This window comes from Actinotalea caeni, from assembly GCF_009733795.1.
In the GTDB taxonomy this organism is placed as follows: Bacteria; Actinomycetota; Actinomycetes; order Actinomycetales; family Beutenbergiaceae; genus Pseudactinotalea; species Pseudactinotalea caeni.
Map to the genome: position 1 here is coordinate 122,592 of NZ_WNXX01000001.1, position 23,295 is coordinate 145,886.

Sequence of the window (23,295 nt, forward strand, 5' to 3'; positions counted from 1 at the left end):
GCCTCAGACGGCCATCTGGACCGTCGTCGGCTCGATCGGGGCCGGCAGCTCGGTGTAGCCCCGCAGGTAGGTGTCGACCGCGGCGGCCGCGGCCCTCCCCTCGGCGATGGCCCACACGATGAGGCTCTGGCCGCGACCGGCGTCGCCGGCGACGAACACGCCGGGCACGCTGGTGGCGAAGTGCTTGTCGCGCACGATGCGACCGCGCGGGTCGACCTCGAGGCCGAGCTGCGACACCACGCCGTCGGTCTCCACACCCGTGAAGCCCATCGCGAGCAGCACCAGCTGCGCCGGGATCGTCCGCTCGGTGCCCTCGACGGGGGTGGGCCGGCCGTCGACGAGCTGGACCTCGTGCACGCGCAGCGCCTGCACGTTGCCGTCCTCGTCGCCCACGAACTCGGCCGTCGAGGTCGCGTACACGCGCTCGCCGCCCTCCTCGTGGGCGCTGGCGACCCGGTAGATCATCGGGTAGGTCGGCCACGGCTGGTGCGGCGGCCGCTCCTCGGAGGGCCGCGGCATGATCTCGAGCTGGGTGACGCTGCGCGCCCCCTGCCGCAGCGCGGTGCCGAGGCAGTCGGCGCCGGTGTCGCCGCCGCCGATGATGATCACGTCCTTGCCCTCGGCGGTGATCTGGTTCTCGACGTGCTGGCCGAGCGCCGCCCGGTTGCCCTGCGGCAGGTACTCCATCGCCTGGTGGATGCCGCCGAGCTCGCGGCCCGGCACCGGCAGGTCCCGGCGCACGGTGGCGCCCGTCGCGAGGACGACCGCGTCGTAGCGCTCCAGCAGGTCCTGCCCGGTGGTGCCCTCGTCGAAGCCGACGCGGACACCCGGGCGGAACCGGGTGCCCTCCTCGGCCATCTGCTCCAGGCGCCGGTCGAGGACGGCCTTCTCCATCTTGAACTCGGGGATGCCGTAGCGCAGCAGCCCGCCGATGGCGTCGTCGCGCTCGTACACCGCCACCGTGTGACCGATCCGGGTCAGCTGCTGGGCCGCCGCGAGACCGGCCGGACCGGAGCCGATGACGGCGACCGTCGAGCCGGTGAGGCGACCGGGCACCTGGGGCGTGACCAGCCCGTCCTCGAACGCCTTGTCGATGATCGACTGCTCGATGAGCTTGATCGTCACCGGCTGCTGGTTGATGCCGAGCACGCAGGAGGTCTCGCACGGCGCGGGGCACAGCCGCCCGGTGAACTCCGGGAAGTTGTTGGTCGCGTGCAGCCGCTCGATCGCGTCCTCCCAGCGCCCCTGGCGGGTGAGGTCGTTCCACTCGGGGATGAGGTTCCCGAGCGGGCAGCCGTTGTGGCAGAACGGGATGCCGCAGTCCATGCAGCGACCGGCCTGCCGCGTCAGCGCCGGGCCGTCCTCGGGACGCTTCTCGTAGACCTCGCGCCAGTCCTGGAGCCGGATCGGCACCGGACGGCGAGCGGGCAGCTCACGCTCCCTCCACTTGAGGAAGCCCTTCGGGTCAGCCATGGGTCGCCTCCAGGACGCGGTTCCAGACGGTGGGCTCGCTGACGTCGACGCCGTCGGCGTCGGCGCGTGCCAGCACCTCGGTCACGCGTGCGTACGCAGGCGGCAGCACGCGCGTGAAGCGCTCGCGGATCGCGTCACGGTCACCCTGCAGCTCGGCCGCGATGCGGGAGTCGGTGTGACGGTGGTGCTCCGCGAGCAGGCGGGCGATGATCGAGACGTCCTCCTCGTCGGGCGCGGACAGGCTGAGCTCGCCGGAGGCGAGCGCCGGGCCGTTGACGAGGGCGGGGTCCAGGTCGAGCACGTAGGCGGTGCCCCCCGACATGCCGGCGCCGAAGTTGCGCCCGGTCGGGCCGAGCACGAGCACGGTGCCGCCGGTCATGTACTCGCAGCCGTGGTCGCCCACGCCCTCGACGACCAGCGTCGCGCCGGAGTTGCGCACCGAGAACCGCTCCCCCACGACGCCGCGCAGGTAGATCTCCCCGGAGGTGGCGCCGTAGGCGATGACGTTGCCGGCGATGACGTTCTCACCGGGCGCGAACACCGCGGACCGCTCCGGGCGCACGATGATCCGCCCGCCCGAGAGGCCCTTGCCGACGTAGTCGTTGGCGTCGCCGAACAGCCGCAGCGTGATCCCCGGCGGCAGGAACGCCCCCAGCGACTGCCCGGCGGAGCCGGTCAGCGTGATGTCGATCGTGCCGTCGGGCAGGCCGGCGGCCTGGTACCGCTTGGTCACCTCGGAGCCGAGCATCGTGCCGACGGTGCGGTTGACGTTGCGCACCCGCGCGCTGATCTGCACCGGCTGCCCGGTCTCGAGCGCGGGCCGGGCCTGCTCGAGCAGCTCGTTGTCGAGCGCGCGGTCGAGGCCGTGGTCCTGCGCCCGGGTCCGGTGCAGCGTCGAGCCGGCCGGCGGCTCGACCTTGGTGAGGATCGGCCGCAGGTCGAGACCGGAGGCCTTCCAGTGCTCGACGGCGGCGCTGGTGTCGAGCATCTCGACGGCGCCGACCGCCTCGTCGATCGAGCGGAACCCGAGCTGGGCGAGGTAGCCGCGGACCTCCTCGGCGATGTACTCGAAGAACGTCACGACGAACTCGGGCTTGCCCGAGAACCGCGCCCGCAGCTCCGGGTTCTGGGTCGCGATGCCCACCGGGCAGGTGTCGAGGTGGCAGACGCGCATCATGATGCAGCCGGACACCACGAGCGGCGCGGTCGCGAACCCGAACTCCTCGGCGCCGAGCAGCGCCGCGATGACGACGTCGCGCCCGGTCTTCAGCTGGCCGTCGGCCTGCACGACGATGCGGTCGCGCAGGTTGTTGAGGACCAGCGTCTGCTGGGTCTCGGCGAGGCCGATCTCCCAGGGCGCGCCCGCGTGCTTGAGCGACGTGAGCGGGCTCGCGCCGGTGCCGCCGTCGTGCCCGGAGATCAGCACGACGTCGGAGTGCGCCTTGGAGACGCCCGCCGCGACCGTGCCGACCCCGACCTCGGAGACCAGCTTGACGTGCACCCGCGCCTGCGGGTTCGCGTTCTTGAGGTCGTGGATCAGCTGGGCGATGTCCTCGATCGAGTAGATGTCGTGGTGCGGCGGCGGCGAGATCAGGCCGACACCAGGCGTGGCGTGCCGGGTCTTGGCGACCCAGGGGTACACCTTGCCGCCGGGCAGCTGGCCGCCCTCACCGGGCTTGGCGCCCTGCGCCATCTTGATCTGCAGGTCGTCGGCGTTGACCAGGTAGTCGGAGGTGACACCGAACCGGCCCGACGCGACCTGCTTGATCGCGCTGCGACGGCGCGGGTCGTGCAGCCGGTCGACGTCCTCACCGCCCTCGCCCGTGTTGGACTTCGCGCCGAGCTGGTTCATCGCGATCGCGAGCGTCTCGTGCGCCTCCTGCGAGATCGAGCCGTAGCTCATCGCACCGGTCGAGAAGCGCTTGACGATCTCCGAGACCGGCTCGACCTCCTCGATCGGCACCGGCTCGCGCACGCCCTCCTTGAACCGGAACAGGCCGCGCAGCGTCATCAGCCGCTCCGACTGCTCGTCGACGCGGCGGGTGTAGTCGCGGAACACGTCGAACCGGCGGTTGCGGGTCGAGTGCTGCAGCCGGAACACCGTCTCGGGGTCGAACAGGTGCGGGTCGCCCTCGCGGCGCCACTGGTACTCGCCGCCGACCTCCAGGCGCCGGTGCGGCGCCGGGTTGCCGCTGCGCGGGTAGGCGGTGGCGTGGCGCGCCGCGACCTCGGCCGCGATGACGTCCAGCCCGACGCCGCCGAGCGGGGTGGGGGTGGCGGTGAAGTACTTGTCGACGAGCTCCTGCGAGAGCCCGACGGCCTGGAACACCTGCGCGCCGCGGTAGGACGCGACGGTCGAGATGCCCATCTTGCTCATCACCTTGAGCACGCCCTTGCCGAGCGCCTTGATGAGGTGCTTGACCGCCTGCTCGGGGGTGACGCCCTCGACGACGCCGGAGTGCACGAGCTCCTCGACGCTCTCCATCGCGAGGTACGGGTTGACGCACGCCGCGCCGTAGCCGATCAGCAGCGCGACGTGGTGCACCTCGCGCACGTCGCCGGCCTCGACCAGCAGCGAGATCCGCGTGCGGGTCTGGCGCCGCAGCGTGTGGTGGTGCACCGCGGAGGTGAGCAGCAGCGACGGGATCGGGGCCCACTCGTGGTCGGACTCGCGGTCGGAGAGCACGATGAAGCTGACGCCGCGCTCCACGGCCTCGTCGACCTCGCGGAAGATCTCCTCGAGTCGCTCCTCGAGCGCCTGGGCACCGCCCGCGACCCGGTACAGACCGCGGATCGTGATCGCGCTGAAGTCCTTGCCCGGCCCGCGGGTGCGGTGGATGTGCTTGATCTTCGCGAGCTGGTCGTTGTCGATCGTCGGGAACGGGATCAGCAGCTTGCGCGCGTGCGCCTCGTCGTCGACGAGCAGGTTCGGCTCCGGGCCGATCGCCCCGCCCAGCGAGGTGACGAGCTCCTCACGGATCGCGTCCAGCGGCGGGTTCGTCACCTGCGCGAACAGCTGCGTGAAGTAGTCGAACAGCAGCCGCGGCCGCGACGACAGCACCGCGACCGGCGTGTCGGTGCCCATCGAGCCGAGCGCCTCGACGCCCTGCTGCGCCATCGGTCGCAGCAGGATCCGCAGCTCCTCCTCGGTGTAGCCGAAGGTCTGCTGGCGGCGCAGCACCGAGCTGCGCGAGTGCGCGACGTGCTCGCGCTCCGGCAGGTCCTCCAGCCGCACGAGGTTGTCCTCGAGCATGCGGGCGTAGGGCAGCCGTGCCGCGAGCTCGGACTTGATCGCGGCGTCCTCCAGGACCCGCCCGACGCCGGTGTCGACGAGGAACATCTTCCCGGGCGCCAGCCGACCCTTGCGGGCGATCTTGTCGGCGGGGATGTCGAGCACGCCGGACTCCGACGCGAGCACGACCAGGCCGTCCTCGGTGATCCAGAACCGGCCGGGGCGCAGCCCGTTGCGGTCGAGCACGGCGCCGATGTAGCGGCCGTCGGTGAAGCACATGGCCGCCGGGCCGTCCCAGGGCTCCATGATCGTGGAGTTGTACTCGTAGAACGCGCGCCGCTCGGGCGACATCGTCTCGTGGTTCTCCCACGCCTCCGGGATCATCATCAGCACCGCGTGCGGCAGCGACCGGCCGCCGAGGTGCAGCAGCTCGAGGACCTCGTCGAAGCTCGCCGAGTCCGACTCCTCCTCGCTGCAGATCGGCAGCAGGTCCTGCACGTCGCCCAGCAGCTCCGAGGCGAGCGTGCCCTGGCGGGCCGCCATCCAGTTGCGGTTGCCGCGCACGGTGTTGATCTCGCCGTTGTGGGCGATCAGCCGGAACGGGTGCGCCAGCGGCCACGACGGGAACGTGTTGGTCGAGAACCGCGAGTGCACGAGCGCGATCTCGGTCGCGAACCGCGGGTCGGACAGGTCCGGGAAGAACGGCTCGAGCTGCGACGTCGTCAGCATGCCCTTGTAGACGAGGGTGCGCGAGGACAGCGACGCGAAGTACACGCCCTGGTCGTGCTCGGCGCGCTTGCGCAGCCGGTAGGTCTTGCGGTCGAGCTCGACGCCGTGCAGCTGCCAGCCCTTGGCCGCGACCACGAGCTGCTTGAACGTCGGCATGCAGGCACGCGCCGTCGGGCCGACGAGCGAGGCGTCGACCGGGACGTCGCGCCACGCGAGGACCTCGAGGCCCTCCTCCGCGGCGATCTCGCCGATGCGGCGCATCGCGACCTCGAGCGCGTCCGCCTCCTGCGGCAGGAAGCACAGGCCGATCGCGTAGTGGCCGGGCGCCGGCAGCTCGGCGGCGACGACGTCGCGCACGAACGCGTCCGGCACCTGGGTGAGGATGCCGGCGCCGTCGCCCGAGTTCTCCTCGGCGCCGACGGCGCCGCGGTGGTCGAGGTTCGCCAGCGCGGTCAGGCCGGCGTCGACGATGTCGCGGCCGGGCGTGCCGCGCAGGGTGGCCACGAAGGCCACGCCGCACGAGTCCTTCTCGGCGGCGGGGTCGTACAGGCCCTGCTTGGGCGGCAGGGCGGAGAAGGCCTGAAAGGCGCTGGGGCTCGCGTGACCGGTAGCCGCACGGGTGCCACGCTGGTCGGAGCTGCGCCCACCGTGTCTGGTGCTCATCGGGTCGTCCTCTCGCCGCGGCGAGTCGCCGCGGCCGTAGTGCTGGCGAGGGACATCGTCGGCCCGGGTGCGGGTCAGGATAGCGACCCGTGCGTCCGAGCCTCGTGATCAGTCCGTGGAGCGGGACTCCTCGGTCGAGGAGCCCGCGGGGGAAGACGTCTCACGCTCGGTCGTTCCGTCGGGGTGAGCCGGGTGGTCGTCCGGCTCCGCATCCTCCAGCGACTCCTCGGCGGAACCGCCGTCCTCGTCCTGCTCGTCCTCACCGGCCGGTTCGCGGCCGGGCAGCCAGATCGGGTCGTCGCGGTGCTTGGTGCGGCGGCCGACGACGACGAACGCGGCGAGCGCGAGCAGCAGCACGATGATCGACGTCCAGACGTTCAGACGCAAGCCGAGCACCATCTCGGCCTCGTCGATGCGCAGCATCTCGATCCACACGCGACCCAGCGTGTAGAGCGCCACGTAGAGCCAGAACACGCGTCCGTGACGCAGCTTCAGGCGCCGGTCGAGGTAGACCAGCAGCGCGGCCATCGCGAGGTTCCACACGAGCTCGTAGAGGAAGGTCGGGTGGAACAGCGTGCCGTCGGGGTAGTCGAGCCCCTGGCTGCGCAGGTGGGCCTGGTCGATCTGCAGGCCCCACGGGAGGGTCGTCGGGGAGCCGAAGAGCTCCTGGTTGAAGTAGTTGCCGAGCCGCCCGATCGCCTGCGCGACCAGCAGCGCGGGCGCCAGCGCGTCGGCGAACGGGGCCATCCGGACACCCGCGCGACGCAACGCGATCCAGGCGCCGAGCGCGCCGGCGGGGATCGCGCCCCAGATGCCGAGGCCGCCCTCCCAGATCCGCAGCGCGTAGACGATGTTGCCGTCCGGGCCGAAGTAGCGGTCGGGAGAGGACAGCACGTGGTAGATCCGCGCACCGACGATGCCGAACGGGACCGCCCACATGACGGCGTCGAGCACGACGCCCTCAGGACCGCCGCGTGCGCGGTAGCGACGGATCGAGATCCAGGCGGCGACGACGATGCCGGCGAGGATCGCGAACGCGTACGCGCGGATGGGCAGCGGCCCCAGGTACCAGGTGCCGACCGGCGGGCTCGGGATCCCGCCCGCCGTGGTCATGCCGCACCCGCTCTCTCGACGCCGGCGCGCAGCCGGCCCACCAGCTCCCCGAGCGCCGCGAGGCCGTCGGGGCCGGGGGCGCTGCCCAGCGCGCGCACCGCGGCGGAGCCGACGATGACGCCGTCGGCGTAGCCGGCCACCTCGGTCGCGTGCTCGGCGGTCGAGACGCCGATGCCCACGCACACGCGCTCGGCTCCCGCGGCGCGCGTGCGCGCCACGAGCTCCGCGGCGCGCTCGCCGACCGTGGCGCGCTCCCCCGTGACGCCCATCGTCGAGGCGGCGTAGACGAACCCGCGGCTCGCGGCCGCGGTCAGCTCCAGCCGCTCGGGTGTCGAGCTCGGAGCGACGAGGAAGACCTTGTCGAGCCCGTGCGCGTCGGCGGCGGCGACCCACTCGCCGGCCTCGTCGGGGATGAGGTCCGGCGTGATCAGGCCCGCTCCCCCGGCAGCCGCGAGGTCGCGCGCGAAGGTCTCGACGCCGTAGCGCAGCACCGGGTTGTAGTAGGTCATGACGAGCGTCGCGGCACCGGTCGCGGCGACCTGCTCGACGGCGTGCAGCACGTCTGCGGTGCGGACGCCGCCGTCGAGCGCCGCCTGGGCGGCGGCCGCGACGACCGGCCCGTCCATGCCCGGGTCGGAGTACGGCAGGCCGAGCTCGACGACGTCGGCACCCGCGGCGACGGCGGTGCGGGCCGCCTCGATCGACGTAGCGACATCGGGGTAGCCGACCGGCAGGTAGACGACGAGAGCCGCGCGGCCCTGCGCGCGGGCGTCGTCGATCGCGGCACCCGAGGTGCGGGTCATCGGTCGGCCTCCTCGTCGGCGCCGCGCAGGCCGGGGCCGCCGCCCTCGGTGAGGCCGAACCACTCGATCGCGGTCTCCACGTCCTTGTCGCCACGCCCCGACAGGCTGACGAGCAGTGTCACGTCCTCCGGTCGGGCACCGCCCTCGACCAGCTCGCGACCGAGCGCGAGCGCGCCGGCCAGGGCGTGCGAGGACTCGATCGCCGGGATGATGCCCTCGGTGCGCGACAGCAGGGCGAACGCCTCCATCGCCTCCGCGTCGGAGATGCCGCGGTAGCTGGCGCGGCCGATGCTCGCGAGCCAGGAGTGCTCGGGCCCGACCCCCGGGTAGTCCAGACCGGCGGAGATCGAGTGCGACTCGATCGTCTGGCCGTCCTCGTCCTGCAGCAGATAGCTCTTCGCGCCGTGCAGCACGCCGGGGGTGCCCTTGCTGATCGTGGCGGCGTGCCGGTCGGTGTCGATGCCGTCGCCGGCCGCCTCGCAGCCCACCAGCGCGACGTCGGGGTCGTCGAGGAAGGCGTGGAAGATCCCGATGGCGTTCGAGCCGCCGCCGACGCACGCGACGACCGCCGTCGGCAGCGTGCCGTAGCGGTCGAGCACCTGCTGCCGCGCCTCCTCGCCGATGATCTTCTGCAGGTCGCGCACCAGCGTCGGGAACGGGTGCGGGCCCGCGACGGTCCCGAACACGTAGCTCGTGGTCTCGACGTTGGTGACCCAGTCCCTGAACGCCTCGTTGATCGCGTCCTTGAGCGTGCGGGAGCCGGCGGTCACCGGCACCACCTCGGCCCCGAGCAGACGCATCCGGGCGACGTTGAGCGCCTGCCGGCGGGTGTCCTCCTCGCCCATGTAGATCGTGCACTCCAGCCCCATGAGGGCGGCGGCGGTGGCGGTCGCGACACCGTGCTGGCCCGCGCCGGTCTCGGCGATGACGCGGGTCTTGCCGATACGGCGAGTGAGCAGCGCCTGGCCGAGCACGTTGTTGATCTTGTGCGAGCCGGTGTGGTTGAGGTCCTCGCGCTTGAGCAGCACCCGCACACCGCCCGCGCTGCGGGCGAACCGCGGCGCCTCGGTGATCGGCGAGGGCCGACCGGTGTAGTCGCGCAGCAGCCCGGACAGCTCCAGGCCGAACGTCGGGTCCTCGCGCGCCTTGTCCCATGCGATCGACAGGTCGTCGAGCGCCGCGATCAGCGCCTCCGGGACGAACCGGCCGCCGAAGTCGCCGAAGTAGGGGCCCTGGGCAGCGCGCAGCCCGGTCACCGGGCTCTCCTCGCTCACGGCCGCACGGCCCGCAGCGCCGGGTGCGCACCGGCGGCCACCATGTCGGCGGTCGCCGAGCGCGGGTCGCCGGTGGTCACCAGCGCCTCGCCGACCAGGACGGCGTGCGCGCCCCAGCGCGCGTAGTCGAGCACGTCGTGCGGACCTCGCACGCCGGACTCCGCGACGATCACGACGCCCGGCGGCACCCGCGGCGCGAGCACCGCGAACGTCTCGCGGTCGACCTCGAGGGTGTGCAGGTTGCGGGCGTTGATGCCGATGACGGTGGCGCCGGCGTCGACGGCGCGGTCCAGCTCCTCGTCGGTGTGCACCTCGACGAGCGGCGTCATGCCGAGCGACTGCACGCGGTCCAGCAGCCCGGTCAGCACCGGCTGCTCGAGCGCGGCGACGATGAGCAGCACGATGTCCGCGCCGTGCGCGCGCGCCTCCCACACCTGGTACGGCGTGACGACGAAGTCCTTGCGGAGCACCGGCACGTCGACGACGGCGCGCACCGCGTCGAGGTCGGCCAGCGAGCCGCCGAAGCGGCGCTCCTCGGTGAGGACGCTGACGGCGGAGGCCCCGCCGTCGGCGTAGGCGCGCGCGAGCGCGGCCGGGTCGTCGATGTCGGCGAGCGCCCCCTTCGACGGGCTCGAGCGCTTGACCTCCGCGATCACGGTCACCGCCTCGTCGCTGCGCAGCGCCGACACCGCGTCCTTCGCGGGCGGCCGGTCCGCCGCCATGGCCCGCAGATCGGCCAGCGGGAGCGCCGCCTCGCGAGCGGCGAGGTCCTCGCGCACTCCGACGAGGATGTCCTCGAGCACCGTCATCGAACAGCTTCCGTCAGGTCCGCCACGCCAGACATGCTAGACGGCCGGGCCGAGCACTCCGTACAGGGCCGGGATGTTGCGCAGCACGGTGAACACCACGACGACGACGGCGAGCGCGACCCACACCCCGACCGGCACCTGCCGCGCGGGTCGGCCGGTCGCGGCGCGCACCAGCCACACCACCCACAGCACGGCGGCGACCGGCATGGCGACGGTCAGCAGCGGGTTCATCGCCCAGGCGCCGGCGAGATCGCCGGTCGCGAGGTCGTGGGCGGCCCGCAGGCCGCCGCAGCCGGCGCACGGCATCCCGGTCAGCGCCAGCACGGGGCACAGCGGGTAGCCGCCCTCGTGCGGGTCGCGGAGGGCGACGAGGAGGGTCGCAGCGGCGACCACCGCACCCAGGACGACGGGCGTGCGCACGTCGCGGCGGGTCCGGGTCGCGGCGGTCATCCCGTGAGGATCGAGGAGAGGTAGCCCAGCGTGCTCAGCGAGCTGAGGGCTGCCCCGACCGCGCCGAGCACGATCCCCGCGGTCGCGACCCCGCGGTTGTCGGCGGTGCCGGCGTCGGCCGCCTTGCGGCCCTGCACGCCCATGAGGATCGCGCCGACGCCCAGGGCGAGCGACAGCAGCGAGCCCACGCAGAAGACGATGCTGAGGATGCCCATGACGAGAGCACCCGTGCCCTTGCCGTTGTCACGGCTGCTGTACCCCCAGCCCGCGTAGCCGGGGGCGCCCGGGTAGCCGCCGGTGGACGCGTAGGGGCCGTAGCCCGCGGGCGGTCCTGCCGTCCCGGCAGGCCCCGCGGGTCCGCCGTAGCTCGAGCCGGGCGGGCCGTAGACCGGTGACGCGGCCGGGCCCGTGGGGGCGGGCGGCGTGCCGTAGGCCGGGCGGTCCTGGGGCGGGGTGCCGTAGGACGGCGTCTGCCACGGCTGCCCGGCTGCGGGCGCCGGGGGCACCGGCGGGACCGCGGGCTGCTCCGGCTCCGGCTCGTCCCCGTAGGGGTTCACGCCGCTGCTGGGCGGCGGGGCGGGCGGGTAGGACACGGCTTCCTCAGGCGACGACGTCGCCGTTCTTCGTGACCCGGGGCTGGCCGTGGCCCATCGCGCGCAGGATCGCACCGAGCGCGAGGCCGAGCACGGTCACCACGACACCGGCGACGATCACGGGCGTGCTCGGGATGATCATGCCGATGGCGACGATCGTCGCGCCCAGCGCGCAGACGTACATGAGGGTCCAGCCGGCCACCGTCTTGCCCTCGTTCGCGTGCGGGGCCGCGTCCGGAAGCACGACCGGCTCCTCGACGGGCTCCGACCCCACCTGACGCACGATGATGCTCTGCTGCTCCACGGCCACAGCCTAGGGCACGCGCGGCGCCGGGCGCGTCATGACGCCGACGGGTCGTCGCCGCGCGACAGCGCGTCCCAGTCGTCCATCGCGCGGGTGCGCGGCGTCCCCGCGGTGGTGGCGTCGGGGCTGGTCGACGGCGCCGCGGCGGCGGTCTCGTACCGGCGCCCCACGCGCTGCCACGACCCCGCGAGCCACGGCAGCGCTGCGCCGACGAGCACGGCGAGGACCGCGACGGCGAGCGCGAGCGTGGGCCACGCCGTCACCTGTGGCTCACCGACCAGCTCGGTCGCGCCGCTCACGGCGCCCGCGGCCTGCCGCAGCGCGGGCTCGGGGTCGGCGAGGAACGCGGCCGCGGAGGCCGCCGCGAGCGCGCCGCCCAGCACGACCCCGAGCACCGCGAGCACGCGCGTGACACGCCCGGACAGCGCGAGCACGAGCCCCGCGACGAGCACGACGAGCGCCGCGCTCGCCACGCCCGGCGCGGCGTCGGCACCGTTGACGGCGACGGCGGCGCTCCCGACGGTCGTCGGCGTCTCGGCCCTCGCCCAGGCCGGCAGCGCGGTGCCGAACAGCGCCAGCCCGAGCACGGCCACGAGGGCGACGGCCGCGCCTCGACCCAGCCGACCCCGCCGACGGGCGCTCATCGTCGCGCTGCCGCGGGGTCGGTGAGGGTGGCGGCGACCTGGATCGCCCGGACGACCGCGGCCGCCTTGTTGCGGGTCTCGACGTACTCGGTCTCGGGGTCGGAGTCGGCGACGAGGCCCGCGCCGGCCTGCACGGTCGCGCGGCCGTCCGCGACGACCGCGGTGCGGATCGCGATCGCGGTGTCCATGTCGCCCGCCAGGTCGAAGTAGCCGACGACACCGCCGTAGACGCCGCGCCGGGCGGGCTCCAGCTCGTCGATCAGCGCGATCGCGCGCGGCTTGGGCGCGCCCGAGAGCGTGCCCGCGGGGAAGGTCGACGTCAGCACCTGCAACGCGGTCGCGTCGGGCCGCAGCTCGCCGGCGACGGTCGAGGACATGTGCATGATGTGGCTGAACCGCTTGATCTCCATGAACTCGACGACCGCCACGGTGCCGGGCACGCACACGCGGCCCAGGTCGTTGCGCGCGAGGTCGACGAGCATGAGGTGCTCGGCGCGCTCCTTGGGGTCGGCGAGCAGCTCCTCGGCGAGCTCCTTGTCGTGCGCCGGGGTGTCGCCTCGTGGGCGCGAGCCCGCGATCGGGAAGCTCGTCACCTGCCGGCCCGCGACCTTGACGAGGGTCTCCGGGCTGGAGCCGACGACGTGGAACTCACCGCGCTCCCCCGGCTCCCCCGGCCGCTCGTGCCGCTCGTGGCCGGGCAGGTGCAGCAGGTACATGTAGGGGCTGGGGTTGATCGTGCGGAGCACCCGGTAGACGTCCAGCGGGTCGGCCGGGCAGTCGAGGTCGAGCCGCTGGCTGAGCACGACCTGGAACACCTCGCCGTCGACGATCGCCTGCTTGGCGGCGCGCACCGCGTCGGTGAACTCCAGGTGCGCGGTGCGCTGCTTGACGTCGGGTGCGGGCGCGCCGCCGTCGAGCGCACCGAGCGTCGGCGGCTCGGGGCGGACGAGCCGCTCGACCATCGCGTCGAGGCGCGCGACGGCGTCCGCGTGCGCCTCGTCGACGCCGTCGTCGGTGTCGTTGCCGTTGATCGCGTTGGCGATCAGCCAGATCGACCCGTCGCGGTGGTCGACGGCGACCATGTCGCCGATCAGCACGAGGCTGACGTCGGGCTGGTCGTGCTCGGCAGGCGCCCGGCGCGGCAGCGTCGGCTCCCAGTGGTGGATGACGTCCCAGCCGAGCGAGCCGACGAAGCCGCTGGTCAGCGGGGGCAGCCCGGGGACCGGCTCGGTGTGCAGCGCCGCGAGCGAGGCACCCAGGACCTCGAGCACGTCGCCCTCGCGCGGCAGCGACACCGGCACGTCGCCCCACCAGGAGGCCGAGCCGTCGGGCGCCGACGTCAGCGCCGCCCGCGCCGAGACGCCGACGAAGGACCACTGGCCCCAGGTGCCGTCGGACTCGGCCGACTCCAGCACGAACGTGCCCAGCCGCCCCTGCGCGAGACGCCGGTACAGACCGACAGGGGTGACGTCGTCGGCCAGCAGCCGGCGCACGACCGGGACGACGCGCCGCTCGCGCGCCAGCGCGCGGAACGTGGGCAGGTCGGGCCAGGTCGCGCCCCACTCCGGGCGCACCGGGGCGGTCACGACGCCTGCCCGCTCACGACCGCGGGCAGCGGGCCGCCCGCGTCGAAGCACGAGCGGGTGCCGGTGTGGCACGCCGGCCCGACCTGCTCGACGCGCACGAGCAGCGCGTCGCCGTCGCAGTCGAGCTCGACGCCGCGCACCAGCTGGATGTGCCCGGAGGTGTCGCCCTTGCGCCAGTACTCCTGGCGCGAGCGCGACCAGAAGGTCACGCGGCCGGTCGTCAGCGTGCGGTGCAGGGCCTCGTCGTCCATCCAGCCCACCATGAGCACCCGGTCGTCGCGGTCGTCCTGGACGACGGCGCAGACCAGGCCGGCGGCGTCGCGGCGGAGGCGGTCGGCGATCGCGGGGTCGAGCGGCACGCGGACGATCCTGCCACGACCGGCGCACCCTCAGCCGCTCTGCACCACCCAGGAGGCGTGCAGCCGCGCGTACCGACCGCCGGCCGCCACCAGCTCGGCGTGCGACCCGACCTCGACCACCCGACCGGCGTCGACGACGACGACCATGTCGGCGGCCTCCGCCGTCGAGAGCCGGTGCGCGATGGCGATCGACGTCCGGCCCTCGGTGAGCCCGGTCAGGGCCCGGTTGATCCGCGACTCGGTCGCGGGGTCGACGGCGGAGGTGGCCTCGTCGAGGACGAGCACGTCGGCGTTCGCCAGGTAGGCGCGCACGATCGCGACCAGCTGCCGCTCCCCCGCCGACAGCGACTCGCCGCGCTGCCCGACGTCGGTGTCCATGCCCTCGGGCAGCGTCGCGAGCCAGTCGAGCAGGCCGAGCTCGGCGAACGCCTGCTCGACCCGCTCGCGCGGGTGGGGGTGGCGGCCGTAGGCGACGTTCGAGGCGATCGTCCCGGTGAACAGGAAGCCCTCCTGCGGGACGACGACGACGCGCTCGCGCAGGTCCTCCAGGGCGGCCTCGCGCACGTCGACGCCGTTGATGCGCACGGTGCCGCGGACGGGGTCGGCGAACCGCGTCACCAGGCGCGCGAGCGTCGTCTTGCCGGAGCCGGTCTCGCCGACGATCGCGACCCGGCAGCCGGCCGGCACGTCGAGCGTGACGTCGGTGAGCACGGGCGGGCCGCCCGGGTAGGCGAAGTGCACGTGCTCGAGCGCGATCGACGCCGGGCCGCGAGGGCCGAGGTCGCGCGGCTCGGCCGGGTCGGCGATGTCGACCGGCGTGTGCACGACCGAGATCACCCGCCGCCAGCCGGCGATCGCGTTCTGCATCTCGTTGAGCACCTCGGTCGCCGCCTGCACCGGTCCGGTGAACAGCTGCACGAGGAAGATGAACGCGAGGAGCCCGCCGACCGAGATCTGCCCGGCGAGCCCCAGGAAGGTGCCGACCGTGATGACCGCGGCGAGCGCGGTGCCGGCGAGCAGCACACCGGTCGCGAACGCGGCCGAGGCGAGCGTCTGGGCGCGCACGCCGGCGTCGCGGTGCTCACGGATCGCGGTGTGGATGCGCCGCAGCACGCGCTGCCCGGAGCCGTAGGCGCGGATGGTCTGCGCGCCGACGACCGCCTCGGAGATCGCCGCGAGCATCGCACCGACGCGGGCGCGCACCTCCCCGTAGGCGCCGTTGAGCATGCGCTGGATGCGCGGTGCCAGCACCATCATCGGCGCGAGCACGACCCAGACGACGAGCGTGAGCTGCCAGGAGTAGAACAGCATCGCGACCGTGGCGCCGAGGATCTGCAGCGTCGACAGGATCAGCATGATCCCGCCCCACTGCACGAACATCGAGATCGTGTCGACGTCGCTGGTCACGCGCGAGACGAGCGACCCGCGGCGCTCGGTGTTCTGGGTGAGCACCGACAGGTCGTGCACGTGCCGGAAGGCGCGGATGCGCAGCTGCGCGAGACCGGCCTCGGTCGCGCTGAACAGTCGCACGTTGACCCACGCGCTGGCGACCGACGTCACCAGCAGCACGCCGGCGGCGATGCCGCACATCCGGACGACGAGGTCGATGTCGACGCCGCCCACGAGCCCGCGGTCGGTCGCCTGCTGCACGGTGAACGGGACGACGAGCCGTCCGAGGGTCGCGACCACGGCCAGCGCGAGCGTGACGCCGAAGCCGCGCCGGATCGCCGGCGACAGCCGCAGCCCCTCCCGCAGCGTGCCGAGGACGCCGAGGTCGGAGGTGGACTCGATGCGCGCGCTCATCGGGCCACCCCGCCGCGGTCGGCGTCGCGCTCGTCCCGCTCGGCACGGTCGCGCGCGTAGGCGGTGACGATGCGGGCGTAGCCGGGGTCGCGCGCGAGCAGCTCCTCGTGGGCGCCGACGTCGACGACTCGGCCCGCCTCCAGGTGCAGCACGCGGTCGGCGAGCGCGATCGTCGCGGTCCGGTAGGCGACGACGACGACCGTGCACTCCTGCCGCCGCAGGTTGGCGAGGATCGCCTGCTCGACCTCGGGGTCGACGGCGGAGGTCGCGTCGTCGAGGACGAGCAGCCGCGGCCGCCGCACGAGCGCGCGGGCGATCGCGATGCGCTGGCGCTGCCCGCCGGACAGCGACGTGCCGCGCTCGCCGACGACGGTGTCCAGGCCGTCGGGCAGCGCGCGCACGAAGTCGTCGGCGCGCGCGAGCCGCAGCGCGTCCCACACCTGCTCGTCGGTGATCGGCGACTCGCTCGGCTCGGCGAGCGTGATGTTGGCGCGCACGGTGTCCTCGAAGACGAACGCCTGCTGGGCGACGAGTGCCGCCGCGCCGGTGCGGGCCTCGTCCGACAGCGCGCGGACGTCGACGCCGTCGTAGCGCACGACGCCGTCGTCGGGGTCGGTCAGCCGCATGAGGACGTCGACGAGGGTCGACTTGCCGGCACCTGTCGAGCCGACGACGGCGAGCGTGCGACCCGGCGCGACGACGAGGTTGACGTCGTCGAGCAGCCGCCGCCGGTCGCGGCCGCGGCCGACGCCGAGCTCGACGTGCTCGACCTCCAGGTGGAGGCCGCCGCCGCCCTGGAGCGGCAGCCGCCCGGGCTCGAGGTAGCCGCGCGCGTCGACGACGCGCGCGACCCGCTCGTGCCCGACGAGCGAGCGCGGCAGGTCGCCGAGCACGAACCCGATCGCGCGGACCGGGAACGTGAGGATCGTCAGCAGGTAGGAGGCGGTCACGACGTCGCCGGTCGCGATGTCGCCGGAGGCGACGCGGTGCGCGCCGACGACGAGCACGGCGAGCGTCGCGAGCGCGGGCAGCAGGTCGATGACGGGGTCGAAGACCGAGCGCACCTTGCCGACCGTGACGTTGGCGCGCCGCAGCCTGTGCGTCGCCTCGGCGAAGCGCTCCTCCTCGAGCGTCTCGGTGCCGAGCGACTTGACGACCGTCGCGGCCTCGAAGCTCTCGTGGGCGACGTCGGAGACCGCGGCGCGCTCCGCCTGCACACGGGTGACCGCGGGCGTCATCCAGCGCCGGTAGACGGCGTTGACGGCCAGCACGAGCGGCAGCACGGTGACGCCGATGAGGCCGAGCACGACGTCGGCCGCGAGCATCGCCGCGGCGGCGCCGATGATCATGACGACGACGCCGAGCGCGAACGGCAGCGGCACGAACACGTAGCCGGCGCTCTCGGCGTCGGAGTTGGCGTTGGAGAGCAGCTGCCCGGTCGGGTGCGCGCGGTGCCACGACATCGGCAGCCGCAGGTACTGCTCGGTGACGCGGCGCCGGTGGCCGGCCTGCACGTCGAGCGCGGCCATGCCGGCCCAGATGCGCCGGCCCGCGACCGAGACCGCCGTGAGCACCGCCAGCGCGAGCAGCAGCAGCCCGGCCCGCAGCACGTCACCGGTGCCGACGTCGGAGTCGGCGCCACCGGTGAGCGCGGGCACGACGACGGTGTCGGTCAGCCGGCCGAGCAGCCAGCCGACACCCACGAACGCGGCGCCCCAGACGGCGCTGGAGCCGATCGCCAGGGCGAACGTGCGCGGCTCCGACCTGATGCCCCGGCCGATGAGGAGCAGGGAGCGGCGCACAGCGCCGCCGGGCAGGGCGTACACGACGGTCGATCGTAGTCGGCGTCGGGAGCGGCTCGACATAGGCTGACGGTCATGGCGAGGTGGGACGAGGTCGAGCGGCAGGCACTGGTGGACGCGCTCCGGGCGGCGTCCCCCGACGCCCCGACGCTGTGCGAGGGCTGGCAGGCGAGGCACCTCGCGACGCACCTGTTCCTGCGTCGGCACGAGCCGTGGCGCGCGTTCCGCGAGCAGGAGGGCAGCCGCTTCGCCGAGCTGGCCGAGCAGGCGGCCGACCCCAGCGTCTACGCCGACGTCGTCGAGCGGTTCGCCGCACCCCCGGCACCGCTCAGCCCGCTCGCGCTGACCGACGGGCCGCTCGGGATGGTCACGAACTTCGCCGAGTACGTCATCCACCACGAGGACCTGCGCCGGGGCGCCGGCGCGGTGCCGCCACGGTCGCTGCCGGCCGAGGAGTCCGACGCGCTGTTCGACGCGCTCGGGCTGATGGCGCGCGCCGGGCTGCGCTCGGTCGCCGTGGGCGTGGTTCTCGTGGTGCCGGGCGGTCGGCGCCGGGTCGTGCGCAAGCGACCGGACTCCGTGGCGGTCGTCGGCGCGCCCGTGGAGCTGGCGCTCGCCGTCAGCGGTCGGCGCGGGGCCGCCGACGTCGAGGTGGTCGGCGAGCCCGAGGCGGTCGCGGCGTTCGAGGCCGCGCTCGCCTGACCCGGCGCGCCGGGCTAGCGGACCTCGAGACCGGCCGCGCGCAGCGCGTCCTTGACCTCGCCGATGCGCATCCACCCGTAGTGGAAGACGCTCGCGGCGAGCACGGCGTCGGCTCCTGCGCGGACCGCCTCGACGAAGTGCTCGGCGTTGCCCGCGCCGCCGCTGGCGATGAGCGGCACGTCGACGGCGGCCCGCACCGCCGCGATGAGGTCGAGGTCGAACCCGCTCTTCGTGCCGTCGGTGTCGATCGAGTTGAGCAGCACCTCGCCCGCGCCGGCCTCGGCCGCGTGCCGCACCCACGCGACGGCGTCGCGGCCGGTGCCGCGGCGACCGCCGTGCGTCGTGACCTCGAACCCCGACGGCGTCGGCGGGTCGCCCGGGCGCACGCGGCGCGCGTCGACCGACAGCACCAGCACCTGGGACCCGAACCGGCGGCTGATCTCCTCGATGAGCGCGGGCCGCTCGACCGCGGCGGTGTTGACGCCGACCTTGTCGGCGCCCGCGCGGAGCAGCCGGGCGACGTCGTCGGCCGAGCGCACGCCGCCGCCGACCGTCAGCGGCACGAACACCTCCTCGGCCGTGCGGCCCACGACCTCCAGCGTCGTGGCGCGGCCGTCGGCGGAGGCGCTGATGTCGAGGAACGTCAGCTCGTCGGCGCCCTCGGCGTCGTAGACGCGCGCCATCTCGACAGGGTCGCCGACGTCGGCGAGGTCGACGAAGTTGACGCCCTTGACCACGCGGCCGGCGTCGACGTCGAGGCACGGGATGACCCGGACCGCCACGCTCATGCTGCACCCATCCCGTCGCTCACCCGGTCCCTTCACCGCTGCCGTCGGCCAGCTGCGTCACCGCCAGCACGTCGACGACGAACACCATCGTGTCCGTGCCGTCGGCCTGCGCCGGCGGCACCACGAGCATCACCTGCGACCCGACCGTGGTGTCGACCAGGCCGTCCTGCAGCCCGGGGATCCGGTCGACCAGCGGGATCGTCATCGGCAGCGCCCCCTCGCCCCACGTGGTGTCGAGGACCTCGCCGGTGCTCCAGGCGACCTGCACGTAGCGCACGGTCACCGACTCCCCCGCCTGCACCTGCGGACCCTCGCCGCGGATGAGCGGCGCGATCGCCAGCGACGTGGGCGGGTCGGCCTCGGGCAGCGTGACGACCGGCGCGCCGTCCTCGTCGCGCTCGACCTGCGGCAGCGACGACGGCACCTCGAGCTCCTCGCCGTACGCCGCGGTGCGCAGGATGTCGTAGACGAGCACGACCGGGTCGGGCCGGGTCATGGAGCCAGGCTCCAGCCGCAGCAGCCGGCTGCCCTCGGTACGGCCGACCAGCTCGTCGTACAGCGGCCCCGCCTCGTCCTCGGTGAGCGGCAGGATCCGCGGCTGCCGACCGTAGGAGTCCTCGACGACCTCGCCGGTGGTCGCGTCGATCGCGAGGTAGGCCAGCATGACGGCGTCGCCGTCGGCCAGCTCGGTGCCGTCGCCGGTGACGAGCTGCTCGGTGACGACATCGGTCACCTGGACCGGCGTGCTCACCTGCACGACCGGTCGGCGACCGACCTCGCCCGCGACCTCGATCTGTGCGAGCGGGTCGTCGGGCTGCTCGGGACGGCAGGCTCCCAGCGCGACCACGAGGGCACCGCCGAGCAGCGTCAGCAGCACGCGGCGGATGATGAGACGGACCCCGGGCACGAGCGAGGAGTCTACGTCGCGCACATGACGGCCGGTCGCCCCGGCCACGGATCAGGGTCCCAGGACCGTGCTCGCACCGAGCGGCTCGGGGCCGTCGAGCGCGGCGATCAGCCGGTCCACGCGCGGGTCGGAGCTGCGGAACGGGTCCTTGCACAGGACCGTGCGGCCCGCCTGGTCGTTGATCTTCAGGTGCACCCAGTCCACCGTGAAGTCCCGACGGCGAGCGGTCGCCGCCCGCACGAAGTCGCCACGGAGCTTGGCGCGGGTGGTCTGCGGCGGGGAGTCGACCGCCTCGGCGATCGCGGCGTCGTCGACGACCGTGGCCGCGAGGCCCCGCGCGACGAGCCGGCTGAACAGCCCGTCGGTCTGTGAGATGTCGTGGTAGGCGAGGTCGAGCCGCCGCACCCGGGGGTCGGACAGCGGCACGTCGTGCGCCGCGCGATAGCGGTCGACCAGCCGCTTCTTGATCACCCAGTCCAGCTCGGTCTCGACACCGGAGAGGTCGCCGCTGGCCAGCGCCGCCAGACCGCGCTGCCACAGGTCGAGCACCCAGGCGTCGTGCGGGCCGCGCTCGTCGGAGCGGTCGACGAAGTCGCGCGCGCGCTCGAGGTAGCTCTCCTGCATCTGCAGCGCGGTCATGCGCCCGCCGCGCGCGAGCGGCACCTCCTTCGTCGCCGTGAGGTCGTGGCTGATCTCCCGGATCGCGCGCACCGGGTTCTCGAGCGTGAAGTCGCGGAACGACAGCCCGGCCTCCAGCATGCGCAGCAGCAGGTCGGTCATGCCGACCTTGAGCATCGTCGTGGCCTGCGACATCGACGAGTCCCCGGAGATCACGTGCAGCCGGCGGTACTCCTCGGCGTCGGCGTGCGGCTCGTCACGGGTGTTGATGATCGGCCGGGACCGTGTGGTCGCGGAGCTGGTGGCCTCCCAGAGGTGGTCGGCGCGCTGGGAGAACGTGTAGAGCGGTCCGCGCGAGGTCACGAGCACGTGTCCCGACCCGGTGAGGATCTGCCGGGTGATGAGGAACGGCACCAGCACCTCGGCGGTGCGCGCGAAGTCGGCCCGGCGTCGGATCAGGTAGTTCTCGTGGCAGCCGTAGGAGTTGCCCGCCGAGTCGAGGTTGTTCTTGAACAGGTGGATGCGCCCCTCGACGCCGTCGGCCTCCAGCCGCGCCTGCGCGTCCTCGGCGAGCCCGACGAGGATGCGCTCGCCCGCCTTGTCGTGCGCGACGAGCTGCGCGAGGTCGTCGCACTCCGCGGTCGCGTACTCCGGGTGCGACCCCACGTCGAGGTAGAGCCGGGACCCGTTGGCGAGGAAGACGTTGCTGGAGCGCCCCCAGGCGACGACCTTGCGGAACAGGTAGCGCGCCACCTCCTCCGCGGAGAGGCCGCGCCCCTCGGGCGCGGCGCAGGTGACCCCGAACTCGGTCTCGAGCCCGAAGATCCGCCGGATCACGACGCGGGGCCGCTGTCGTCGCCGGCGTCCGCGCCGGCGTCGGTCTCGGTGCCGGCGCTCCCGTCGTCGCCCTGGTCGTCGTCCTCGTCGTCGGTCGCGAGCAGCTCGGCGAGCGCCTCGGCGTCGAGACGGCGGAACGCGCGCCGGGTCCGCGTGCGATCGAGCACGGCGGCCTCCAGCGCGGCCGGGTCGATCGCCCGCACGGTGCCGTCCTCCGCGGTGCCGAGCACCGTGACGGCGAGCCGCACCGCCTCCGGCAGCGACAGCCCGGGCCGCCAGGCGTCGGCGGCCAGCCGGCCGAGCCGCTCGGCGTCGCCGCCCATGACGACGTGCCCCGGCTCGTCGGTGACCGAGCCGTCGTAGGCGAGCCGGTAGATCTGGTCGCCGTCCTGGCTGACGCCCACCTCGGTGACGGCGATCTCGACCTCCAGCGGCTTCGACTCGGTCGTGAACACCGCGCCGAGCGTCTGGGCGTAGGCGTTGGCGAGACCGCGCGCCGTCACGTCGGCGCGGTCGTAGGAGTACCCGCGCAGGTCGGCGTAGCGCACCCCCGCGACACGGAGGTTCTCGAACTCGTTGTACTTGCCGACGGCGGCGAAGGCGATCCGGTCGTAGATCTCGCTGATCTTGTGGAGCGCGCGCGAGGGGTTCTCGGTCGCGAACACCAGCCCGCCGTCGTAGCCGAGGACGACGACCGAGCGGCCGCGGGCGATGCCCTTGCGTGCGAAGTCCGCCCGGTCCTTCATCAGCTGCTCGGGCGAGACGTAGAACGGCTGGCTCACGAGGCTCCTCCGCGCTCGGGCCGCGCGGCGCGCTGCGCGGCGATCGCCTCGGTGTGACGGGCGAGCTCGGCCGTGGTGACCTGCTCGTACCCGGCGGCGCTCACCTTGGCGACGATCGGGTAGATGCCGCGGATCGCGTCCGGACCCGCGGTGGCGGCGTCCTCGTCGGCGGCGTCGACCAGCGCGTGCAGGGCGACCTCGATCGCGCGGTCGGCGTCGAGCCCGTGGCTCCACAGCTTCTTGAGCGAGCCGCGCGCGAACACCGAGCCGGAGCCGACGCTGTGGTGGTCCTGCTCCTCGTAGCGGCCGCCGACGACGTCGTAGGAGAAGATCCGGCCGATCCGCCGCTGCAGGTCGTAGCCGCCGAACAGCGGCACCGCTGCGAGCCCCTGGATGGCCAGCCCGAGGTTCGAGCGCACCATGGTGGCGAGCCGGTTGGCCTTGCCCTCCAGCGACAGCCGGGAGCCCTCGATCTTCTCGAAGTGCTCGAGCTCGAGCTGGAACAGCCGCACCAGCTCGACGGCGAGGCCGGCCGTGCCGGCGATCCCGATCGCGGAGAAGTCGTCGGCCGGGAACACCTTCTCGATCTGGCGGTGCGCGATCGTCGTGCCCATGGTGGCGCGCCGGTCGCCCGCCATGATCACGCCGTCGGCGTAGGTGAGCGCGACGATCGTGGTGGCGTGCGCGCCGGCGGTGCCGGCGTCGGGGGCGACGAGCCCCTCGTGGCGGCGCCCGGGCAGCAGCTCGGGCGCGTAGGAGGCGAGGAACTCGGTGAACGAGGCGCTGCCGGGCGTGGTGAAGGCCGGCGGCAGCCGGTCGCCGCGGTCGATGCTCACTGCCCGCCCTTCTGCACGAATCCGCGCACGAACGTCTCGGCGTTGGTCTCCAGCACGTCGTCGATCTCCGCGAGCAGGGAGTCGACCTCGGTGTCGCTGCCGGCAGCGGGCGCGGGGGGCGCGGGCGGGGCCTCGTCCTCCGGCGGCTCGGGCTCGCGACGGTTCTCGAACTGCTGCGACGACACGCT

Annotated in this window: 21 protein-coding genes; 1 reads left to right on the top strand and 20 read right to left on the bottom strand. The window is 73.8% G+C overall.

Annotated elements, in window-relative coordinates:
• Positions 1-3: 3 nt before the first annotated feature.
• The 14 genes from GPA02_RS00545 to GPA02_RS18900 all read right to left on the bottom strand — a co-directional run bounded on the left by GPA02_RS00545 (position 4) and on the right by GPA02_RS18900 (position 17,661).
• On the bottom strand, positions 4-1,473 hold the full coding sequence (locus GPA02_RS00545) for a glutamate synthase subunit beta (RefSeq protein ID WP_156197897.1): 1,470 nt from the start codon (positions 1,471-1,473) through the stop codon (positions 4-6).
• Positions 1,466-6,097: a glutamate synthase large subunit gene (gene gltB, locus GPA02_RS00550; RefSeq protein WP_156197898.1), complete on the bottom strand. Its 4,632-nt coding sequence runs from the start codon at positions 6,095-6,097 to the stop codon at positions 1,466-1,468. Before gltB ends, GPA02_RS00545 begins: the two co-directional genes overlap by 8 nt.
• Before the next feature lie 108 nt (positions 6,098-6,205).
• Positions 6,206-7,210, bottom strand: a complete 1,005-nt coding sequence (lgt, locus tag GPA02_RS00555; RefSeq protein WP_156197899.1) for a prolipoprotein diacylglyceryl transferase — start codon at positions 7,208-7,210, stop codon at positions 6,206-6,208.
• Entirely contained in the window at positions 7,207-8,013 is an 807-nt protein-coding gene (gene trpA, locus GPA02_RS00560) for a tryptophan synthase subunit alpha (protein ID WP_156197900.1), read from the bottom strand. Before trpA ends, lgt begins: the two co-directional genes overlap by 4 nt.
• Complete coding sequence (trpB, locus tag GPA02_RS00565; RefSeq protein WP_156197901.1) at positions 8,010-9,269, bottom strand: tryptophan synthase subunit beta; 1,260 nt, start codon at positions 9,267-9,269, stop codon at positions 8,010-8,012. Before trpB ends, trpA begins: the two co-directional genes overlap by 4 nt.
• Before the next feature lie 14 nt (positions 9,270-9,283).
• Positions 9,284-10,096, bottom strand: coding sequence for an indole-3-glycerol phosphate synthase TrpC (gene trpC / locus GPA02_RS00570; protein WP_156197902.1), 813 nt, complete (start codon positions 10,094-10,096; stop codon positions 9,284-9,286).
• Positions 10,097-10,132: 36 nt separating this feature from the next.
• Positions 10,133-10,546 (bottom strand): DUF2752 domain-containing protein, encoded by a 414-nt coding sequence (locus GPA02_RS00575; protein ID WP_156197903.1) that lies wholly within the window; start codon positions 10,544-10,546, stop codon positions 10,133-10,135.
• Positions 10,543-11,139 carry a DUF4190 domain-containing protein gene (locus tag GPA02_RS00580; protein ID WP_156197904.1) on the bottom strand — a complete coding sequence of 199 codons (597 nt, stop codon included), beginning with the start codon at positions 11,137-11,139 and terminating at the stop codon, positions 10,543-10,545. Before GPA02_RS00580 ends, GPA02_RS00575 begins: the two co-directional genes overlap by 4 nt.
• Positions 11,140-11,146: 7 nt before the next feature.
• Positions 11,147-11,443, bottom strand: a complete 297-nt coding sequence (locus tag GPA02_RS00585) for an HGxxPAAW family protein (protein ID WP_156197905.1) — start codon at positions 11,441-11,443, stop codon at positions 11,147-11,149.
• Positions 11,444-11,478: 35 nt separating this feature from the next.
• Positions 11,479-12,087, bottom strand: a complete 609-nt coding sequence (locus GPA02_RS00590; RefSeq protein ID WP_156197906.1) for a Trp biosynthesis-associated membrane protein — start codon at positions 12,085-12,087, stop codon at positions 11,479-11,481.
• Positions 12,084-13,673, bottom strand: a complete 1,590-nt coding sequence (locus GPA02_RS00595) for an anthranilate synthase component I (protein WP_156197907.1) — start codon at positions 13,671-13,673, stop codon at positions 12,084-12,086. The genes GPA02_RS00590 and GPA02_RS00595 overlap by 4 nt, the downstream gene beginning before the upstream one ends.
• Positions 13,670-14,032: a phosphoribosyl-AMP cyclohydrolase gene (gene hisI, locus GPA02_RS00600; RefSeq protein WP_156197908.1), complete on the bottom strand. Its 363-nt coding sequence runs from the start codon at positions 14,030-14,032 to the stop codon at positions 13,670-13,672. The genes GPA02_RS00595 and hisI overlap by 4 nt, the downstream gene beginning before the upstream one ends.
• Positions 14,033-14,062: 30 nt before the next feature.
• Complete coding sequence (locus GPA02_RS18895) at positions 14,063-15,835, bottom strand: ABC transporter ATP-binding protein (protein WP_170296815.1); 1,773 nt, start codon at positions 15,833-15,835, stop codon at positions 14,063-14,065.
• Positions 15,832-17,661, bottom strand: a complete 1,830-nt coding sequence (locus GPA02_RS18900) for an ABC transporter ATP-binding protein (protein WP_240133799.1) — start codon at positions 17,659-17,661, stop codon at positions 15,832-15,834. Before GPA02_RS18900 ends, GPA02_RS18895 begins: the two co-directional genes overlap by 4 nt.
• Before the next feature lie 51 nt (positions 17,662-17,712).
• Here GPA02_RS18900 and GPA02_RS00610 point away from each other — a divergent pair, with 51 nt between their 5' ends.
• On the top strand, positions 17,713-18,339 hold the full coding sequence (locus GPA02_RS00610) for a TIGR03085 family metal-binding protein (RefSeq protein WP_156197909.1): 627 nt from the start codon (positions 17,713-17,715) through the stop codon (positions 18,337-18,339).
• A gap of 14 nt (positions 18,340-18,353) precedes the next feature.
• Here the strand turns inward: GPA02_RS00610 and hisF are convergent, their stop codons facing one another.
• From hisF to GPA02_RS00640, 6 genes are read right to left on the bottom strand one after another with little or no spacing between them, the layout of a single operon-like run.
• On the bottom strand, positions 18,354-19,127 hold the full coding sequence (gene hisF / locus GPA02_RS00615) for an imidazole glycerol phosphate synthase subunit HisF (protein WP_156197910.1): 774 nt from the start codon (positions 19,125-19,127) through the stop codon (positions 18,354-18,356).
• 19 nt (positions 19,128-19,146) lie between these two features.
• Entirely contained in the window at positions 19,147-20,034 is an 888-nt protein-coding gene (locus GPA02_RS00620; RefSeq protein WP_156197911.1) for an FKBP-type peptidyl-prolyl cis-trans isomerase, read from the bottom strand.
• 51 nt (positions 20,035-20,085) lie between these two features.
• A complete protein-coding gene (pafA, locus tag GPA02_RS00625) occupies positions 20,086-21,489 on the bottom strand; it encodes a Pup--protein ligase (RefSeq protein WP_156197912.1) in 1,404 nt (467 codons plus the stop codon).
• Positions 21,486-22,271: a proteasome subunit alpha gene (prcA, locus tag GPA02_RS00630; RefSeq protein ID WP_156197913.1), complete on the bottom strand. Its 786-nt coding sequence runs from the start codon at positions 22,269-22,271 to the stop codon at positions 21,486-21,488. Before prcA ends, pafA begins: the two co-directional genes overlap by 4 nt.
• Complete coding sequence (gene prcB / locus GPA02_RS00635) at positions 22,268-23,107, bottom strand: proteasome subunit beta (RefSeq protein WP_156197914.1); 840 nt, start codon at positions 23,105-23,107, stop codon at positions 22,268-22,270. Before prcB ends, prcA begins: the two co-directional genes overlap by 4 nt.
• Entirely contained in the window at positions 23,104-23,292 is a 189-nt protein-coding gene (locus tag GPA02_RS00640) for a ubiquitin-like protein Pup (RefSeq protein ID WP_156197915.1), read from the bottom strand. Before GPA02_RS00640 ends, prcB begins: the two co-directional genes overlap by 4 nt.
• Positions 23,293-23,295 lie beyond the last annotated feature (3 nt).

Excerpts from the sequence above, each read along its gene's own strand:
- GPA02_RS00590 (WP_156197906.1), bottom strand. The coding sequence starts at position 12,087 with ATGAGCGCCCGTCGGCGGGGTCGGCTGGGTCGAGGCGCGGCCGTCGCC.
- trpC (WP_156197902.1), bottom strand. The coding sequence starts at position 10,096 with ATGACGGTGCTCGAGGACATCCTCGTCGGAGTGCGCGAGGACCTCGCC.
- GPA02_RS00575 (WP_156197903.1), bottom strand. The coding sequence starts at position 10,546 with ATGACCGCCGCGACCCGGACCCGCCGCGACGTGCGCACGCCCGTCGTC.
- trpA (WP_156197900.1), bottom strand. The coding sequence starts at position 8,013 with ATGACCCGCACCTCGGGTGCCGCGATCGACGACGCCCGCGCGCAGGGC.
- hisF (WP_156197910.1), bottom strand. The coding sequence starts at position 19,127 with ATGAGCGTGGCGGTCCGGGTCATCCCGTGCCTCGACGTCGACGCCGGC.
- GPA02_RS00610 (WP_156197909.1), top strand. The coding sequence starts at position 17,713 with ATGGCGAGGTGGGACGAGGTCGAGCGGCAGGCACTGGTGGACGCGCTC.
- GPA02_RS00545 (WP_156197897.1), bottom strand. The coding sequence starts at position 1,473 with ATGGCTGACCCGAAGGGCTTCCTCAAGTGGAGGGAGCGTGAGCTGCCC.
- GPA02_RS18895 (WP_170296815.1), bottom strand. The coding sequence starts at position 15,835 with ATGAGCGCGCGCATCGAGTCCACCTCCGACCTCGGCGTCCTCGGCACG.
- gltB (WP_156197898.1), bottom strand. The coding sequence starts at position 6,097 with ATGAGCACCAGACACGGTGGGCGCAGCTCCGACCAGCGTGGCACCCGT.
- lgt (WP_156197899.1), bottom strand. The coding sequence starts at position 7,210 with ATGACCACGGCGGGCGGGATCCCGAGCCCGCCGGTCGGCACCTGGTAC.